The 16,525-nt window shown below is 71.9% G+C and carries 12 protein-coding genes, 1 pseudogene and 1 riboswitch; of the genes and pseudogenes, 5 read left to right on the forward strand and 8 right to left on the reverse strand.

Translation table 11 applies throughout. The features are described from left to right. Nucleotides 1-124 precede the first annotated feature (124 nt). Both KUF83_RS37445 and KUF83_RS37450 read right to left on the reverse strand, forming a co-directional pair. Nucleotides 125-994, reverse strand: coding sequence for a helix-turn-helix domain-containing protein (locus KUF83_RS37445; protein WP_217459514.1), 870 nt, complete (start codon nt 992-994; stop codon nt 125-127). A gap of 53 nt (nt 995-1,047) precedes the next feature. Further along, nucleotides 1,048-1,302, reverse strand: a pseudogene (locus KUF83_RS37450) (helix-turn-helix domain-containing protein); the annotation flags it as partial. 170 nt (nt 1,303-1,472) lie between these two features. Here KUF83_RS37450 and KUF83_RS37455 point away from each other — a divergent pair. From KUF83_RS37455 to metE, 5 genes are all read left to right on the forward strand, one after another. Next, complete coding sequence (locus KUF83_RS37455) at nt 1,473-2,489, forward strand: zinc-dependent alcohol dehydrogenase family protein (RefSeq protein ID WP_217459515.1); 1,017 nt, start codon at nt 1,473-1,475, stop codon at nt 2,487-2,489. A 76-nt stretch (nt 2,490-2,565) separates the two neighbouring features. Beyond that, complete coding sequence (locus tag KUF83_RS37460) at nt 2,566-3,249, forward strand: SDR family oxidoreductase (protein ID WP_217459516.1); 684 nt, start codon at nt 2,566-2,568, stop codon at nt 3,247-3,249. Between the two features lie 188 nt (nt 3,250-3,437). After that, on the forward strand, nt 3,438-3,797 hold the full coding sequence (locus tag KUF83_RS37465) for a cyclophilin-like fold protein (protein WP_308403313.1): 360 nt from the start codon (nt 3,438-3,440) through the stop codon (nt 3,795-3,797). 67 nt (nt 3,798-3,864) lie between these two features. After that, nucleotides 3,865-4,632 (forward strand): SDR family NAD(P)-dependent oxidoreductase, encoded by a 768-nt coding sequence (locus KUF83_RS37470; protein WP_217459517.1) that lies wholly within the window; start codon nt 3,865-3,867, stop codon nt 4,630-4,632. A gap of 70 nt (nt 4,633-4,702) precedes the next feature. Continuing rightward, nucleotides 4,703-4,926: riboswitch (cobalamin riboswitch) on the forward strand. 163 nt (nt 4,927-5,089) lie between these two features. Next, nucleotides 5,090-7,408: a 5-methyltetrahydropteroyltriglutamate--homocysteine S-methyltransferase gene (gene metE / locus KUF83_RS37475; RefSeq protein ID WP_217459518.1), complete on the forward strand. Its 2,319-nt coding sequence runs from the start codon at nt 5,090-5,092 to the stop codon at nt 7,406-7,408. 63 nt (nt 7,409-7,471) lie between these two features. On the opposite strand, the gene KUF83_RS37480 is transcribed toward metE, so the two are convergent. The 6 genes from KUF83_RS37480 to KUF83_RS37505 form a co-directional block, all read right to left on the reverse strand. After that, nucleotides 7,472-9,538: an iron ABC transporter permease gene (locus KUF83_RS37480; RefSeq protein WP_217459519.1), complete on the reverse strand. Its 2,067-nt coding sequence runs from the start codon at nt 9,536-9,538 to the stop codon at nt 7,472-7,474. A 7-nt stretch (nt 9,539-9,545) separates the two neighbouring features. Beyond that, nucleotides 9,546-10,526 (reverse strand): iron-siderophore ABC transporter substrate-binding protein, encoded by a 981-nt coding sequence (locus KUF83_RS37485; RefSeq protein ID WP_217459520.1) that lies wholly within the window; start codon nt 10,524-10,526, stop codon nt 9,546-9,548. After that, nucleotides 10,523-11,392 (reverse strand): ABC transporter ATP-binding protein, encoded by an 870-nt coding sequence (locus tag KUF83_RS37490; RefSeq protein WP_217459521.1) that lies wholly within the window; start codon nt 11,390-11,392, stop codon nt 10,523-10,525. The genes KUF83_RS37485 and KUF83_RS37490 overlap by 4 nt, the downstream gene beginning before the upstream one ends. Before the next feature lie 56 nt (nt 11,393-11,448). Continuing rightward, nucleotides 11,449-12,012 carry an MSMEG_1061 family FMN-dependent PPOX-type flavoprotein gene (locus tag KUF83_RS37495; protein ID WP_217459522.1) on the reverse strand — a complete coding sequence of 188 codons (564 nt, stop codon included), beginning with the start codon at nt 12,010-12,012 and terminating at the stop codon, nt 11,449-11,451. Nucleotides 12,013-12,151: 139 nt separating this feature from the next. Next, nucleotides 12,152-14,344, reverse strand: coding sequence for a glycoside hydrolase family 127 protein (locus KUF83_RS37500; protein WP_217459523.1), 2,193 nt, complete (start codon nt 14,342-14,344; stop codon nt 12,152-12,154). Nucleotides 14,345-14,492: 148 nt separating this feature from the next. Further along, nucleotides 14,493-16,505 (reverse strand): glycoside hydrolase family 127 protein, encoded by a 2,013-nt coding sequence (locus KUF83_RS37505; RefSeq protein WP_217459524.1) that lies wholly within the window; start codon nt 16,503-16,505, stop codon nt 14,493-14,495. Nucleotides 16,506-16,525: the final 20 nt, after the last annotated feature.

Here is a 16,525-nt window from a genome sequence, read left to right on the forward strand (position 1 = left end):
ATGAGCGTGTCCCGCTCGTGGGCCGTCGGCATGTGAGGTCACGGCACGGCACGGGGCGCTGCCGGGTCGGCACGCCATCGCTCCCGGGAATGACCGGAAGTCCGTCGGTCGGCGTGGGCCGCGGTCAGCGGAGGGACGAGGAGGGCGACAGGTTCTGCTCGGCGGCCCAGGAGGCGAGGATGCGCAGCCGCTCGTGGGTGGGGGAACCGGGGGCGGCGGTCCAGACGGTGAGGTGCTGGTCGGGGTCGGTGTTGGCGGTGAGGGTGTCCCAGTCCAGGACGAGTTCGCCGACGACCGGATGGTTGAGGGTCTTCGTGCCCACGGTGCGGGCGGCGACCTTGTGGTCGCCCCACCACTGTGCGAACTGCTGGTCACGCGTGGACAGTTCACCGACCAGCTCGACCAGCCGGGGGTCCTCGGGATACCTGGCCGCCTCCATCCGCAGTTGCGCCACGGCGATCCGCGCCGAGCTCTCCCAGTCGGCGTACAGGCCGCGCATCGCCGGATCGGTGAAGATGAGCCGGGGGTAGTTGCGGTGCTTCTCCCATACCTGGGAGAAGTCGGTGACCAGCGCGGCCGCCAGCGCGTTCCACGCCAGGACGTCCCCGCGCCGCCCCTGCACGATGGCCGGGGTGGCGGTGAGGTCGTCCAGCACGCGTTGCAGCTGCGGCTGGACCTTCTGCCTGCCATGACGCCGGGTGCGGGTGGTGGTCTTCCCGGCGAGCTGGAACAGATAGCCCCGCTCGTCGTCGTCCAGATGCAGAACCCGGGCGAGGGTGTCCAGGACGGGAGCCGACGCCTGCATACGGCCCTGCTCCAGCCTCGTGTAGTAGTCCGTGCTGATCGAGGCCAGCTGGGCGACCTCCTCCCGGCGCAGCCCCTCGACCCGGCGCGGCCCGCCCGTCTCCGGCAGCCCCACCGTGCGCGGACTCAGCTCCGCCCGGCGCTTCTTGAGGAATTCACCAAGCTCATTGAGAGGAACGTTGCTGGTCATGCTTCCCATCCTGACGAGGCCGGCGGGCAATAGTCGGTGACCCGCTCGTCGTCGTCCAGATGAAGGACCCGGGCGAGGGTGTCCAGGACGGGAGCCGATGCCTGCATACGGCCCTGTTCGAGCCTCGTGCAGTAGTCCGTGCCGATCGAGGCCGGCTGGGCGACCTCCTCCCGGCACGGCCCTTCCACCCGGCGCGGCCCACCCGTCCCCGGCAGCCCCACCGTGCGCGCACTCAGCTCCGCGCGGCGCTTCCTGAGCAATTCGCCCAGTTCATCGAGGGTGGCGTTGCTGGTCATGCTTCCCAGCATTGCATCGATCGCACCTGCGGAAGGGGGGAGAGTTTCCTCCCTGGATGTTCCTCTCCCGGGAGAGGTTCCTCCGCTTTTCCCGCCCGCTCCCGCGTGTGAGGCTCGATCGTGAGCAGCCTTTCCCGACTCCGGCTGCGGCTCTCCGTCCCCGTACCGAAGGAAGCACCATCATGCGCGGAGCAGTCATTCACGCCCCCGGCGACGTGCGCTTCGAGGAGCTGGACGATCCGAGGATCAGCCGTCCGACGGACGCCGTCATCCGGACGGTCGCCACCTGCGTGTGCGGTTCGGACCTGTGGCCCTACCGCGGCGCGGAGCCGGTGGACGAGCCCCATCCGATGGGGCACGAGTACGTCGGCGTCGTCGAGGAGGTCGGCAGCGAGGTCACCAACGTCAAGCCGGGCCAGTTCGTGGTCGGCTCGTTCGCCACCTCGGACAACACCTGCCCGAACTGCCTGGCCGGCTGGCAGTCCAGCTGTCTGCACCGGGAGTTCATGAGCACCTGCCAGGCCGACTACGTCCGCATTCCCCACGCCCACGGCACGCTCGTCGCCACCGACGAGCACCCGTCCGCCGATCTGGTGCCCAGCCTGCTGGCCGTCTCCGATGTGATGGGCACCGGCTGGTACGCCGCCGTCGCCGCCGAAGTGGGCCCGGGCTCGACCGCGGTGGTCGTCGGTGACGGCGCGGTCGGCCTGTGCGGTGTCATCGCCGCCAAGGAACTCGGCGCCGAGCGGATCATCGCCATGAGCCGGCACGCCTCCCGCCAGAAGCTGGCCGTCGAATTCGGCGCGACCGACATCGTCACCGAGCGCGGTGAGGAAGGCGCCGCCCGTGTGAAGGAGCTGACGAACGGCATCGGCGCCGACTCGGTCCTGGAGTGTGTCGGCACGTCCGAGTCGATGCGGCAGGCCCTGCACTGCGCACGGCCCGGAGGCAGCGTCGGCTTCGTCGGTGTCCCGCACGACGTGGCGATCGACGGCCAGGAGCTGTTCTTCTCGCACGTGGGTCTGCGCGGCGGCCCCGCCCCGGTCCGGCGCTTCCTGCCCGACCTGATCGGCCGTGTCCTGGACGGCAGGATCGACCCGGGCAGGGTCTTCGACCTCACTCTGCCGCTGGAGCAGGTGGCCGAGGGCTACAGGGCGATGGACGAGCGCCGCGCCATCAAGGCCCTCCTGACGCCCTGAACCCGTGAACCGTCCCACCGCCGGGGGCGGGCATCCACAGTCCGGCCCCGGCGCCCCCTCCGACCAAGGACTCACCGTGACCACCTTCGCTCTCATCGGTGCCGGCCCCGGCCTCGGGCTCGCCACCGCCCGACGCTTCGCCGCGGCCGGCCACTCCGTCGCCCTGCTCTCTCGCAACGCCCAGAACCTGGACGACCTGGCGGCCGGGCTGGCCCGTGACGGCGTTCAGGCCCGCGGCTTCCCCGCCGACGTCCTCGACACCGCCTCCCTCACCGCCGCCCTGCGCGCCGCCGCCGACGCCCTTGGGCCCGTCGAGATCCTCCAGTACAGCCCCGTGCCCCGCGCCGACTTCATGAAGCCGGTCCTCGACACCGGCGCCGACGACCTCGACGCCCCGCTCGCCTTCTCCGTCAAGGGCCCCGTCACCGCGGTGACCGCCGTCCTGCCCGGTATGCGCGAACTCGGCCGCGGCACCCTGCTGTTCGTCAACGGCTCCAGCGCCGTACGGCCCAACCCGAACGTCGCCGGCACCTCCGTGGCGTTCGCCGCCGAAAGCGCCTACGCCCGCATGCTCCACGACGCCCTGGCCCCGGAGAACATCCACGCCGCGCAGCTGATCGTCCCCGGCGCCATCCGGCCCGACGCCGAGCACAGCAGCCCCGCCGCACTGGCCGAGCGCCTTTACGGCATGCACACCGAGCGCGACGGCTTCCGCCACTACGCCGAGGCCCTGCCGACCGAAACGCCGGACGGCCCGTGACCGCGGCCGCCCCTCTCGGCCTCGCCCGTGGTGCCGTGGCCGCGGCTCTCCTGCTTGCCGTGACCGCATGCACCGACAGCTCGCCGTCCCCCCGGTCCTCGTCCGGGGCGACGTCCACGTCCCCGAACACGCCGGAGCGAAGGACGACGAGTCCCGCACCCTCCACACCCCCTGGCAGGTCCACCGCCATGAAGATCCGGATCACCATCGACGGCACCCCGGTCGCCGCCACGCTCAACGACAGCGCCACCGCCCGGGACTTCGCCGCCCTGCTCCCCCTCACCCTGAACCTGACCGACTTCCACGAGAACGAGAAGATCGCCGACCTGCCCCGCCGGCTGTCCACCTCCGGCGCCCCCGACGGAGTCCGTCCCCGTACCGGCGACCTCGCCTACTACGCGCCCTGGGGCAACCTCGCCATCTACTACCGCGACGGTTCCCCCAGCCCCGGCAACGACCTGATCGTCCTGGGCCACATGCCCGAAGGCGCCACGGCACAACTCGCCGACAACGACGAGGTCAGGGTCACCGTCGAAGACGCCTCCTGAGCTCCCCGCAGCCTGGTGGCCCCTCCCCCGGCGCGCGGTCCCCGATCCACGACAGGAGAAGCACGACATGAACCCCACCTACGACTTCGCCGGCCAGGTCGCCCTCGTCACCGGAGCCGGCTCCGGCATGGGCCTGGCGACCGCCCGCGCCTTCGCGGAGTCCGGGGCCGCCGTCGCCCTCACCGACATCGACGAAGCCGCCCTGAACGCCGCCACGAAGGAACTCACCGACGCCGGCCACAAGGTCCTCGGCCTCACCTGTGATGTCACCGACGAGGACCAGGTCGCCGCCGCGGTCGACCGAACCGTGGAGACCTTCGGCCGCCTCGACATGGCGTACAACAACGCCGGCATCCAGATCCCGCCCAGCGACGCCGCCGACGAACCCGCCGAGCGGTTCGACCGCGTCAACGCCATCAACCTCCGCGGCGTGTGGGCCTGCATGAAGCACGAACTGCGGCACATGCGCGCCCAAGGCAGCGGAACCGTCGTCAACTGCTCCTCACTCGGCGGTCTCGTCGGTCTCCCCGGCCGCGCCTCGTACCACGCCGCCAAACACGGTGTGATCGGCCTGACCACCAGCGCCGCCCTCGAATACGCGCCCCGGGGCATCCGCATCAACGCCGTCTGCCCCGGCACGATCGACACGCCCATGGTCAGCGACATGATCGGCAAGGGAGAGCTCGACCGCGCCGAGGCCGAGGCCAACCAGCCCATCAACCGTCTGGGCACAGCCGAGGAGATCGCCCAGGCCGTCCTGTGGCTGTGCAGCCCCGGAGCCGGATTCGTCGTCGGCGTCGCCCTCCCCGTCGACGGCGGCTACGTTGCCCGGTAGGGACCGGCCGCGTGCTTCATGTCACCGTCCGGGCTGCGGCAAAGTCCGCCGTCGTGGGACGCCTCCCCCTACAGTGGCCTGTGCAGCTGGTTCGCCCCGTCCGCCAGGCGGGATGCGTCGCAAGAGGGAACCCGGTGGGAATCCGGGACTGCCCCGCAGCGGTGAGCGGGAACGACCGCCGTCATACGCACTGGGTCCGGTGAACAGGGCCTGGGAAGCGACGGCCAGTAGGTGTCCTCCGTACGGAGGACGTGCTCGCGAGTCCGAAGACCTGCCCGTTGCCCGCGCGCGATCCCTCGTGCGCGGCCATCCCGGTGACCTCGTGGGCGGGTCGGCGTACATGTCTGACGGAGGACCGCGCCGTTTCGCGCGGGATCGGCTCCGTCGGGCTCGTCACCCCTTCGCGTTCGCGTTCCGTCCCGGGATCCCAGGGAGATATCTCGCGAAGGAGATTTCCGTGACAGCGAAGTCCGCGACCGCGGCAGCACGTGCCACCGTGTACGGCTACCCCCGCCAGGGACAGCACCGGGAACTGAAGAAGGCGATCGAGGGCTACTGGAAGGGCCGGGTCGACGCCGACACCCTCCGGACCACCGCCGCCGGCCTGCGCCGGACGAACTGGCTGCAGTTGACCGGGGCCGGCCTCCACGAGGTGCCCACCGGCGACTTCTCGTACTACGACCACGTCCTGGACACCAGCGTCATGGTCGGCGCGATCCCCGCACGACACCGTGCCGCCGTCGAGGCGGACGCGCTGGACGGCTACTTCGCCATGGCGCGCGGCACCCAGGACGTGGCCCCGCTGGAGATGACCAAGTGGTTCGACACCAACTACCACTACCTGGTTCCGGAGTTGGGCCCTGACACCGTCTTCGCGGCCGACTCCACGAAGCAGGTCTGCGAGCTGCGGGAGGCCCTCGCCCTCGGCCTCACCGCCCGTCCCGTCCTCGTCGGCCCCGTCACCTATCTCCTGCTGGCCAAGCCCGCCCCCGGCGTGGCCGCCGACTTCGACCCGCTGACGCTTCTCGACCGGCTGCTGCCCGTGTACGCCGAGGTCGTCGCCGACCTGCGCGCGGCGGGCGCCGAGTGGGTACAGCTCGACGAACCGGCCCTCGTCCAGGACCGCACCCCCGCCGAGCTGAACGCCGCCACCCGCGCCTACCGCGACCTCGGAAGGCTCCCCGACCGCCCGAAGCTGCTGGTCGCCTCGTACTTCGACCGGCTCGGCGACGCACTGCCGGTGCTGGCCAAGGCTCCGGTCGACGGCCTCGCCCTCGACTTCACCGGGGCGGCCGCCGCCAACCTGGACGCGCTCGCCGCCGTGGGCGGGCTGCCCGGCAGGCGTCTGGTCGCCGGTGTCGTCGACGGCCGCAACATCTGGGTCAACGACCTGGCCGAATCACTCGCCACACTCGGCACCCTGCTGGGCCTGGCCGGCCGGGTCGACGTGGCCGCCTCCTGCTCCCTGCTGCACGTGCCCCTCGACGCCACCGCGGAACGAGACATCGAACCGCAGGTCGCGCGCTGGCTCGCCTTCGCCCGTCAGAAGACGGCCGAGATCGCCGTCCTCGCCAAGGGCCTCACGGGCGGCACCGACACGATCGCGGCCGAACTCGCCGCCAACCGGGCCGACCTGGCCTCCCGCGCGACCTCGCCGATCACCCGCGACCCGGCCGTCCGGGCCCGCGCCGCCGCCGTCACGGACGCCGACGCCCGCCGTTCCCAGCCGTACACCGAACGGGCCGCCGCGCAGCGCGCCCGTCTGAGGCTGCCTCTTCTGCCGACCACCACCATCGGCTCCTTCCCGCAGACGAGCGACCTGCGCACCGCGCGGGCCGACCTGCGCGCCGGACGGATCGACAGCGCCGGGTACGAGGAGCGCATCAGGGCCGAGATCGGCGAGGTGATCTCGTTCCAGGAGAAGACCGGACTCGACGTGCTCGTGCACGGCGAGCCCGAACGCAACGACATGGTCCAGTACTTCGCCGAACAGCTCACCGGCTACCTCACCACACAGCACGGCTGGGTCCAGTCCTACGGCACCCGTTACGTCCGCCCGCCGGTCCTGGCCGGGGACATCTCCCGCCCCGAGCCGATGACGGTGCGCTGGACCACGTACGCGCAGTCACTCACCCCCAAGCCGGTCAAGGGCATGCTCACCGGCCCGGTCACCATGCTCGCCTGGTCCTTCGTCCGCGACGACCAGCCGCTCGGCGACACCGCCCGCCAGGTCGCCCTCGCCCTGCGCGACGAGGTCGACGACCTGGAATCCGCGGGGAGTTCGGTCATCCAGGTGGACGAACCCGCGCTGCGGGAGACACTGCCGCTGCGCGCCGCCGACCGTCCCGCCTATCTGGCGTGGGCCACCGAGGCGTTCCGGCTCAGCACGGGCGGGGTACGGGCGGACACCCAGATCCACACCCACATGTGCTACGCCGAGTTCGGCGACATCGTCCGGGCCATCGACGACCTCGACGCCGACGTCATCAGCCTGGAGGCGGCCCGCTCGCACATGCAGGTCGCCCGGGAGCTGGCCGGGCACGGCTATCCGCGCGAGGCCGGACCCGGTGTGTACGACATCCACTCCCCGCGTGTGCCGAGCACCGGCGAGGCGGCAGCCCTGCTCCGCAAGGGACTTGAGGCCATTCCGGCCGAACGGCTGTGGGTCAATCCCGACTGCGGTCTGAAGACCCGCGGCTGGCCCGAGACCCGGGCCTCCCTGGAGAACCTGGTCACCGCGGCCCGGACGGTCCGCACCGAGCTGTCCGCGTCCTGACCTCACCCCTGGTTCCGCCGCGGGTCCGCGGCGGAGCCAGGGGCTGTCGGGGGCCGGCCGGGGCTACCGTCGGCTCCGTACCAGCAGATACAGGAAGTACGGCGTGCCGATCACCGCTGTCATCAGGCCGGCGCCCAGCTGGGCGGGGGCGATGACCGTGCGGCCCAGCAGGTCGGCCGTGCAGACGAGTGCCGCGCCGAGCAGGACGGCCACCGGCACCACCCGGACGTGCCGCCGGCCCACGAGGGCGCGTGCCGCGTGCGGGGCGACGAGGCCCACGAAGCCGATGGTGCCGGCCGAGGCGACGGCGGTCGCGCTGAGCAGCACACCCACCACGAGGAATCCGAGCCTGGCCCGGGACAGTCCGAGGCCCAGGAGCCGCGGGGTGTCTCCGTCCAGGGAGACGAGGTCCAGCTCGACCCGCCGGGCGACCGCGACGACGAGACCGAGCACCAGTACCAGCGCGACGGGCAGGACGTCCGGCATGGTCCGGCCGTACGTCGAACCGGACAGCCAGGTCAGCGCCTTCGTGGCGTTGAACGGATCGGTGAGCACGATGAGCAGGCTGATCAGCGCCGCGGTACCGGCGGCCATGCCGATACCGACGAGAACCAGCCGGTTCTGCTGGTAGCCGCCCCGCGCGGCGAGCCCGAAGACGACCACGGAAGTCGCGGCCGCGCCCGCGAAGGCGGCACCCGCGATACCCCAGGTGCCGGCGGCGGGCACGGTGGTGACGAGGAGGACGGCTCCCAGTCCGGCTCCGCCGGACACGCCCAGGACCCCCGGCTCCGCGAGCGGGTTGCGGGTCACGGCCTGGATGAGCGTGCCGGCCAGCGCGAGCGCGGCGCCCGCGCACAGGGCCGCGAGCACCCGTGGCGTCCGGGTGTCGAGGACGAAGGAGACGGCCTGGCCTGCCCTCCCCTGGGCCCAGTTCACGAGGTCGCCGAGCAGGAGTTTGCTGTCGCCCAGCAGAGCTCCGGCGATCGTGACGCCGACGACCGCGGCGACGAGGGCGACCAGGGTCACCAGGAACGCCGTCCGGCTGGGGATGCGCAGCCGGTCCGGTGCCTCGGCCCCTGACGTGTCCCGCAGTCGCAGGGCCATCACGACCAGGAACACGGCACCGACCAGGCTGGTGACGACGCCGGTGGGCACGGCGACGGCCGTGTCCGAGGGCACGAGGGCCCGCAGCAGCACGTCCGATCCGAGCACCAGTCCCGCGCCGACGACACCGGCCACGGGCAGGACCGTACGGATGCGGACGAAGCCCCGGAAGCGGCGGGCGAGCGGACGCACCAGGGCCGGTGCGCACAGGCCGACGAAACCGATGGGCCCGGCGAGCGTGACCGCCGCGGCGGAGAGCAGGGACGCCAGTACGACGACGGTGACCCGGGTCGTCCGGACGGGGACGCCCAGTCCACGGGCGGCGTCGTCACCGAGGGCGAGGGCGTCGACCCGGCGGGCCGTCAGCAGCAGGCCGACGAGGCCGACCAGGGCGATGGGCAGCATCTGCAGGACGCCGTCGAAGCCGTTCTGGCTGATGCTGCCCTGGTTCCACTGGTAGAGGCCCTGCGTCTGCTCGGGGAACAGCAGGAGCAGCCCCTCCGTCACGGAGTTGAGGCCCAGTGCCAGCGCGGTGCCGGCCAGGACCAGTCGTACGGTGCCCGTGCCGAGGCCGGACAGCGCGAGGACGACGGCCGCGGCCAGGAGCCCGCCGACGAAGGCGATTCCGGAGGAGGCGAGCAGCGGGAGCGACACACCGGTGGCGCCGGCCAGGCCGAGGGCGAGGTACGAACCGGCGTTCACCGCGAGGGTGTCGGGGGAGGCGAGGACGTTGCGGCTGACGGCCTGCAGCACGGCGCCGGCCACGCCGAGGATGACGCCGACGAGGATGCCGGCGACCATCCGCGGCAGCCGGGAGGCGATCACGACGGACGCGTCGCCCGGATCGGCCCGGCCGGTCAGGGCCTTGAACACCTCGGCCGGTCCGACGGCGGCGGTGCCCTGGGTGATGTCGACGACGGCGAGGGCCGCGACCAGGAGGACGAGCGCGGCCGTCACCGCGGCCGCGCCCGTCCGGGACGCGGCCGTCGGCCGACGGAGGGCGGGGGGCGTGGCGGTGACGGCCATGACCTCGTTACTTCGTCAGCGCGTCGACGAGGGCGTCGATGTACGCCTCCATCGACTTGGGACCGCCGAACATCCAGATGCCGTCGGGCAGTCGGTGCACGTCACCGGACTTCACGAACGGCAGGGAGGTCCACACCGCGTTCTTCGCGAGCGCACCGGTGAAGGGAGTGCTGCCCTTGTCGTCGTCGTTGCCGATGTAGGCGAACCGGGTGTCCTTGGGCAGGGCGGTGAGGCCTTCGACGTCGGTGGTGCCGAGACCGTAGGCCGCGTCGCCCTTGACCTTCCAGGCGTTCTTCAGGCCGAGACGCTCGTTGACGCTGCCTATGAGGGAACCGCTGGTGTACGGGCGCAGGGAGACCTGGTTGGAGGTCACGTAACCGTCGGCGAAGGCGATGTCCGCGCCGGCGAGGTCGGCGTCGGCGAGGGCCTTCCTGCCCTCGGTGATCTTGGCCTCGAAGGCGGCGCGGACCGTCTTGGCCTTGTCGGTGGTGCCGGTGGCCTTGGCGATGAGGTCGAGGTTCTCCGTCATCTGCCCGATCTGGTCGGAGGCGTCCGCCGACTTGATCCCCAGCACCGGGGCGATCTTGCGCAGCTGCTTCACGGCCGAGGGCGGCAGGTCGGAGGAGGCCACGATGAGGTCGGGCGAGAGGGACGCGACGGTGTCCATGCTCGGCTCGCCGCGGGTGCCGATGTCCTTCGGCTCGTTCTTCAGCGGGACGGCGGTGTCCCAGGTCTTGTAGCCCTTGACGTCGGCGACGCCGACGGGGTCGACGCCGAGCGTGACGAGGCTCTCGACCTCGTTCCACTCGGTGGCGACGACCTTGGTGGCCGGGCCGTCGAGCTTGATCTTGGCGCCGGTGGAGTCGGTGAGGGTGATGGCCTCCGAGGGCTTCTCGGTCTTGTCGGCGGCAGGCTCGGTGGTGCCGCAGGCGGTGAGGGTGAGCGCCGCGGCGGTGGTGGCGGCCGCGGTGAGCAGGAGGCGTCTCATGAGGTGGTGCCGAGCCTTTCGGTTCGAGTGTGCCGGGTGTGGTGGCGGCCGATCGGGCGGGTGCGCAGTCGGCCGGTCAGGGGGTCTGTGTCGACGTCGATCCGGATGCCGTAGACGGCTGTCAGGCGTTCCGGTGTGAGGACGTCCTCGGGCAGGCCGTCGGCGACGATCCGGCCCTGTTCGAGCAGCGTGACGCGGTCGGCGACGGCGGCCGCCTGGTCGAGGTCGTGGAGGACCACTCCGACGGCGATGCCGTGGTCGTCCGCCAGGTCGCGGATGAGGTCGAGGAGTTCGATCTGGTAGCGCAGGTCGAGGTAGGTCGTGGGCTCGTCCAGGAGGAGCACGCCGGTCTCCTGGGCGAGGCAGCTCGCGAGCCACACCCGCTGCAGCTGCCCGCCGGACAGGTGGTCGGCGCCCCGCTCGGCGAGGTCCGTGACTCCGGTGAGCGCGAGCGCCCGGTCGACCGCCGCCGTCGCGTCCGGATCCGGCCTGCCGAAGCGGCCGCGGTAGGGGTAGCGGCCGAACTCGACGACGTCCCGCACGGTCAGGCCGCTGGGCGTGGGGCGGCCCTGGGTCAGCAGGGCGACGTACCGCGAGAACTCCCGGGCGCTCAGGGCGAGGCCGTCGGTGTCGGCGTCGATCCTGAGCGTCGCGTGGCGGGCCCGCTGCAACCGGGCGAGCGTCCGCAGGAGGGTCGACTTTCCGCTGCCGTTGGGGCCGACCAGGACGGTCACCTCGCCGGGCCGGAGCGTGACCGCCGCGTCGTGCACGACGTCGACGCCGTCGTACGACACGGTCACGCTCTTGGCCGACAGTTCGTGCCCGCGCAGACGCGGGGTGTCGGCTGCTTCTTCACCAGATCTCACATTGCGAAGGTTAGCCTAACCTAAATTCACCTTGACAGGGGTGCCCCCACGCCGGTTCAGCCGGTCTGCCAGGACGCCGGATTCCAGACTCCCGAGCGGCGCAGCGACTGCGGGCAGTGCAGGTAGATCTCGTCGATCTCCAGGACCAGGGCCAGCGTGGGGCGCTGCTCGGACGAGGTCATCGCGTCGAAGAACGGGGCGTCCGTGAGGATGCGGGCCCGGCCGTTCACCCTCAGGACCTCTTTGCTGCCGGGGATCAGGTACAGCAGGCCCGCGTGCGGGTTGTCGAGAATGTTGTGGAAGCTGTCGCCGCGCCTGTTTCCCGGCCGGTCGGGCAGGGCGAGCGTGCCGGAGTCGACGACGTGCGTGAAGCCGGGGACGTCCCCGCGCGGGGAGACGTCGCAGTTGCCGTGCGCGTCGGAGGTGGCCAGCAGGCAGAAGGGCGAGCGGGCGAGTATCTCCAGGTCCTTGTCGGTGAGACGGTCGTGGACCTTCTCGATCACCACGGGCCAGGGCTCACCCAGCAGTTCGCGCAGCTCGTCGCGTGAGCCCAGCTCGACCCAGCCCTCCCCGGTCGTGGCACCCTGCCCGCTCCCGGGGGTTTCGATCGTGTGCGGCAAGGCCGACTCCCAACATACGTATGTCCCACGAACAGTTGCACAGGGAACATTATCGGACGTTAGGTTTGCCTTACCTACCTCGGGCGCCTGACGCGGGTCTCCGTCGTCAGGCGCCTTCGGTCGGCTCGGTTCGCAGGGGTCACCTTCGTCGGACCGTCCGGGCGCGGGATGCGGCCGCGACGACGCGGTCCCGCTCGGCGGGGGTGAAGAGCCCTTCGGCCAGCCAGGTGTCGGCGAGTGTGCGTGCCGCTTGGACGAAGCGGCCGGAGTTCACGAAGGGGGCCTGCCCCCAGAGGACGTCGAGGAAGGTCAGCCCGTCACCGCGGGCGCGGTTCGGCACGCCGGAGTCGGCGGTGCCGAACACGACGACGGGTTCGGAGCGTCGGAAGTAGGCGTGGTAGCGGGCGCCGTCCGCGAGGTGGAACGGCGCCAGGGTCAGGCCGTGGGTGGTGAAGTGCAGCGGGCGGCCTTCAGGTGCGATCACGTCGGCGAGATCTCCCCGGAGCGTGAAGTCCTTGTAGAAGGAGAACGTGCGGAATCCCGTCTCCTGGCTCCGCGCGACCAGCAGGACCGGACCGTAGAACAGTGACTGGACGGTGGGGTCGTCCAGGGCCCGCTCGACGCGCAGCCGGTAGGGGGCGGTGACGCGGATCCGGTCGCCGCGCTGCCAGTTCCGGCTGAGGGTGAGGTAGCTGCCGGGTTCTGCCTCGGCCCGCTGCCGGACCCCGTTGACCGTGACGGTGAATCCGCCCGTGGCCCAGGACGGCACCCGCAGTCTCACGTCGAGCCGGCCGCCGCCCTCACGGAACGTCAGGGTGCGGACGCCTTCGGCCGGGTAGTCCCCGGTCTGCTCGATGACGAGGCCCTTCTCCGGCCATCGCAGGGTGGAGGCGAGGTAGAGGTTGACGTACAGCGCGTCGCCCGCGGCGGACCGGAAGTAGACCGAGTCCTGGTACTTGGTGTGGTTCTCCATGCCCGTGCCGCCGCAGCAGGTGCCGGTGTTGCCGTACTCGCGCACGACCCCGGGCCCCATGCCGACGAAGTAGGTGACCTCCGGGCTGCTCGTGCTGGGGGCGTCCCGGCGGGAGGCGAGGATGTGGTTGGTCAGGCCCCGCTCGTAGTGGTCCATGTAGGCGGCGTCAGGCTCGTGGAAGAAGAGCTGCCGGCTCAGCTTGAGCATGTTGTACGTGGCGCAGGTCTCGGCGTTCTTGTCGTCCAGGGTCGCCGCGATCGCGCCCCGGGCCCGGAACATCTCGCCCTGCCCCGTGCCGCCCAGGCTGTACGTCCGGGGGCCCGCGACCATGCCCCAGAAGTTGCGGGCCGCGGTGGCGTACGCCTCCTCCCCGGTGTGGTCGTGGAGCCGCAGGTATCCCGTGAACTGCGGGATGTGCTGGTTGGCGTGTCTGCCGTCCAGGATGTCGCGGTCCGCCACGCAGGCGTCGAGCAGCGCGGTGTTGTCGAAGCAGCGGGCGGCGGTGAGGTGTTCCGCCCGTCCGGTGAGGGCGTGGAGGTCGGCCAGCACCTCGTTCATCCCGCCGTACTCGCCGGCGATGTAGATCGACCACATGCGGTCCAGCTGGGCCTTCGGCAGCCGGGCCAGCCTGCTGTGCACCCAGTCGCCCATCGCCGAGGCGATGGTCAGGGCCTGTGCGTTCCCGGCCAGGGTGTGCGCGTCGAGGAGACCGCGCATGATCTTGTGACAGGTGTAGTACGGCGCCCAGATGGTGGGGTAGGTCGTGTAGCTCTCCAACAGGACGAACTGGGTCTCCGGGTAGGCCGCCAGGTAGCCGGGATGACTTGGTCTCGGCGAGCCGTGTTCCGCCAGGGCCCGCTGGCATTCACCGAGTGCGGTGACCAGGTGGTCCAGCTTGGCTTTGAGCGCGGCCTCCCGTGTGTCGGCGTACGCCTGGGCGACGAGGGTGAGGAAGTGACCGCCGTAGTGGCCCCGCAGGTTGCCGTCGGAGGTCTCCCAGCCGCCGGGCGGGCGGGCCCCGCGGGTGTCGAGTCCGGCGTTGGCCCGGAAGACGGCCAGGATGCGGTCGGCCGGGTAGGACCTGGCGTAGTCGAGCATCAGGTCACGCTTGCGGCGGAACACGCCGTCGCCGAGGGCGACCTGGCCCAGCGGGAACGGCTGCACCGGCCAGGCGGGCGCGACGGCCGGGACGGCCGACGGGACGGCGGCGGCCCCGTCGGCCGTCGCCCCCGCGGCGCGGGCGAGGGGCGCCGTAGCCGGGGCGGCATGCGCCGGGGTGATCGCCTGAGCGAGCGGCACAGCGGCCGCCGCCCCGGCTGCGAACCGCAACAGACCGCGGCGTGTGGGGGGTTGGGACATGCTCGGACTCCGATCGTGGTGGGTCGGCGGACACGGGCGTGGTGCGGAGGAGATGGCGGAACAGACGAGGGCGCCAGCGGGCCGCGGCCGTCGTGGCGAGGTGGGTACCGGGGCCGCGGGGGCATGACGGAACGGCGGTGCACGGCTGCTACCTCGCGGTGGGGGTGCTGTCCGGCGGCGTGGGGCGGTCCGGCTCCTCGGCGGGCAGCCACACCCGCATCGTCGCGGGACCCCGGTTCGCCCAGGAGTGGTACGGGACCAGGACGATTCCCGTGCGCTCGGCGGCCGGTGGGGCGGCGGGAGCGTCCACGGGCCGGTACGGCCAGGGTCCGTCGTGCTTCGTGTCATGAGCGGTCACCTGCCCGGTGACCACCACGGTGGCGTCCGCCGGGTCCGGTCCGTCCTCCGGTTCGGCGGACGGGTCCACCCGGATCGCGTCGACGTCGTGGCCGGCGGGCAGGTCGACGGACTCGGCGCAGTACACCAGCGGCCCGCGCTGGACGGCCACGGCGGCGCGTACCGCGTCGACGCGCGGGTCGGCCCGGACCCAGCGCGGCCGGACGGGCAGTTCGAGGCGTATCTCGTCACCGGGCCGGAAGACCCGGGTGACCTCGGCCGTGCCCGCGGCGACGGCACGGCGTGTGCCGTCCGGGTCGGTGAGCCACACCGTGTCCCCCGCCGTCCACGCGGGGACGCGCAGCGACACGGTCCACGGACGGGCCGGCGACGACCCGTCGATGCGTACGACCACGTTCCCGCCGGACGGGTAGTCGGTGCGCATGCTCAGTGCGACGGCGTGACCGGCCGTGAGGGAGGTGGTGATGCGCGCGTCGGCGTACTGGTGCAGTTGCACGCCGTGGTCGTCCGCCGTGGCCAGGTACGCAGGCAGCAGGGCAAGGGTCCGCGCCACGTTGGTCGGGCAGCAGGACACCGCGAACCAGGGCGCGCGCAGGCTCGACTCGGCGCGCGGGCTGGGTGCGTCCGTGGCGGGCACGCCGCCCCGGTGGCGCCGGTGCAGGGTGTTGGCGTAGAAGAAGGCCCGGCCGTCCTCGGCCGGGGAGGTCGCGACCACGTTGAACAGGGTCCGCTCGGAGAGGTCGGCGAACCGTGGTTCGCCGGTGGCAAGCAGCAGCCGCCAGCCGAGCATCACGGAGGCGACACCCGCGCAGGTCTCCGAGTAGGCGCGGTCCGGCGGGAGGACGAAGTCGTCGCCGAAGGACTCGTCCCGGTGGTGCGAGCCCATGCCGCCGGTCAGGTAGGTACGCCGGGCGACCCCGGCCTCCCACTGCCGTACGACGGCGGCGAGCAATTCCTCGTCGCCGGTCTCCACGGCCACGTCGACGGCGCCGGCCGCGAGGTAGAGGGCCCGGACGGCATGGCCGCGCAGCACGGTGGCTCGGCGTACGGGCAGGTCGTCCTGGTAGTAGACGCGGCCGAACTCGCCGTCGGCGAGCGTGCCGTGGCCGCGGCGGTCGACGAAGAGCGCGGCCTGGTCGAGGTAGCGCTGCTCCCCCGTCAGCCTGGCCAGTTCCACCAGGGCCGTCTCGATCTCGGGGTGACCGCAGACTCCCTCGATGCCGCCCCGGCCGAAGGTGGCGCAGACGTGGTCGGCGGCCCGGCGGGCGATCTTCGTGAGTTCGCCCTCGCCGCGGGCCCGCGCCTGGGCGACGCCCGCCTGGATCAGGAAGCCGTGGCAGTAGAGCTCGTGGCCCCATTCGAGGTCGCTGTAGCGGGACTGCTGCCCGGGGTTGCCGAAGGCGGTGTTCAGGTAGCCGTCCGGTGCCTGGGCGGGCGCCAGGGTTTCGGTGAGTGCGGTGATGTCCGCGTCGAGGCCGGTACCGGTACGGGCACCGGTCTGCCAGGCCATGGCTTCGAGGAGTTTGTAGATTTCGGAGTCGGCGAACTCCCGGCCGCGCCGGTCCCGGTGGACGCGGCCTTCGGCGACGGCCCGGAAGTTGCCGGTCCAGCCGACGCGTTCCATCCAGTCGCGGCAGTGGCCGAGGGTGGCCGTCTCGTTGATGTGCCGGCGGTGGGCCCAGAAGCCCCCGGTGATGCCGACCTCGTCGAGACCCAGGGGTCGCAGCCGGCCCCGGGAAGGTGCCACCGGGAGGACGGATGACGGCGCTGTGTTCTCCTTCACCACTTCATGCCTTCGGTTCATCCCTTCGGTTGTCCGTCCAG

Origin of the sequence: Streptomyces sp. BV286 (assembly GCF_019090165.1) — a bacterium.
Lineage (GTDB): Bacteria > Actinomycetota > Actinomycetes > Streptomycetales > Streptomycetaceae > Streptomyces.

Bases quoted from the DNA above. Each gene is read 5' to 3' on its own strand.
- KUF83_RS37445 (WP_217459514.1), bottom strand. From the start codon at position 994: ATGACCAGCAACGTTCCTCTCAATGAGCTTGGTGAATTCCTCAAGAAG.
- KUF83_RS37455 (WP_217459515.1), top strand. From the start codon at position 1,473: ATGCGCGGAGCAGTCATTCACGCCCCCGGCGACGTGCGCTTCGAGGAG.
- KUF83_RS37465 (WP_308403313.1), top strand. From the start codon at position 3,438: ATGAAGATCCGGATCACCATCGACGGCACCCCGGTCGCCGCCACGCTC.
- KUF83_RS37470 (WP_217459517.1), top strand. From the start codon at position 3,865: ATGAACCCCACCTACGACTTCGCCGGCCAGGTCGCCCTCGTCACCGGA.
- KUF83_RS37480 (WP_217459519.1), bottom strand. From the start codon at position 9,538: ATGGCCGTCACCGCCACGCCCCCCGCCCTCCGTCGGCCGACGGCCGCG.
- KUF83_RS37485 (WP_217459520.1), bottom strand. From the start codon at position 10,526: ATGAGACGCCTCCTGCTCACCGCGGCCGCCACCACCGCCGCGGCGCTC.
- KUF83_RS37500 (WP_217459523.1), bottom strand. From the start codon at position 14,344: ATGTCCCAACCCCCCACACGCCGCGGTCTGTTGCGGTTCGCAGCCGGG.
- KUF83_RS37505 (WP_217459524.1), bottom strand. From the start codon at position 16,505: ATGAACCGAAGGCATGAAGTGGTGAAGGAGAACACAGCGCCGTCATCC.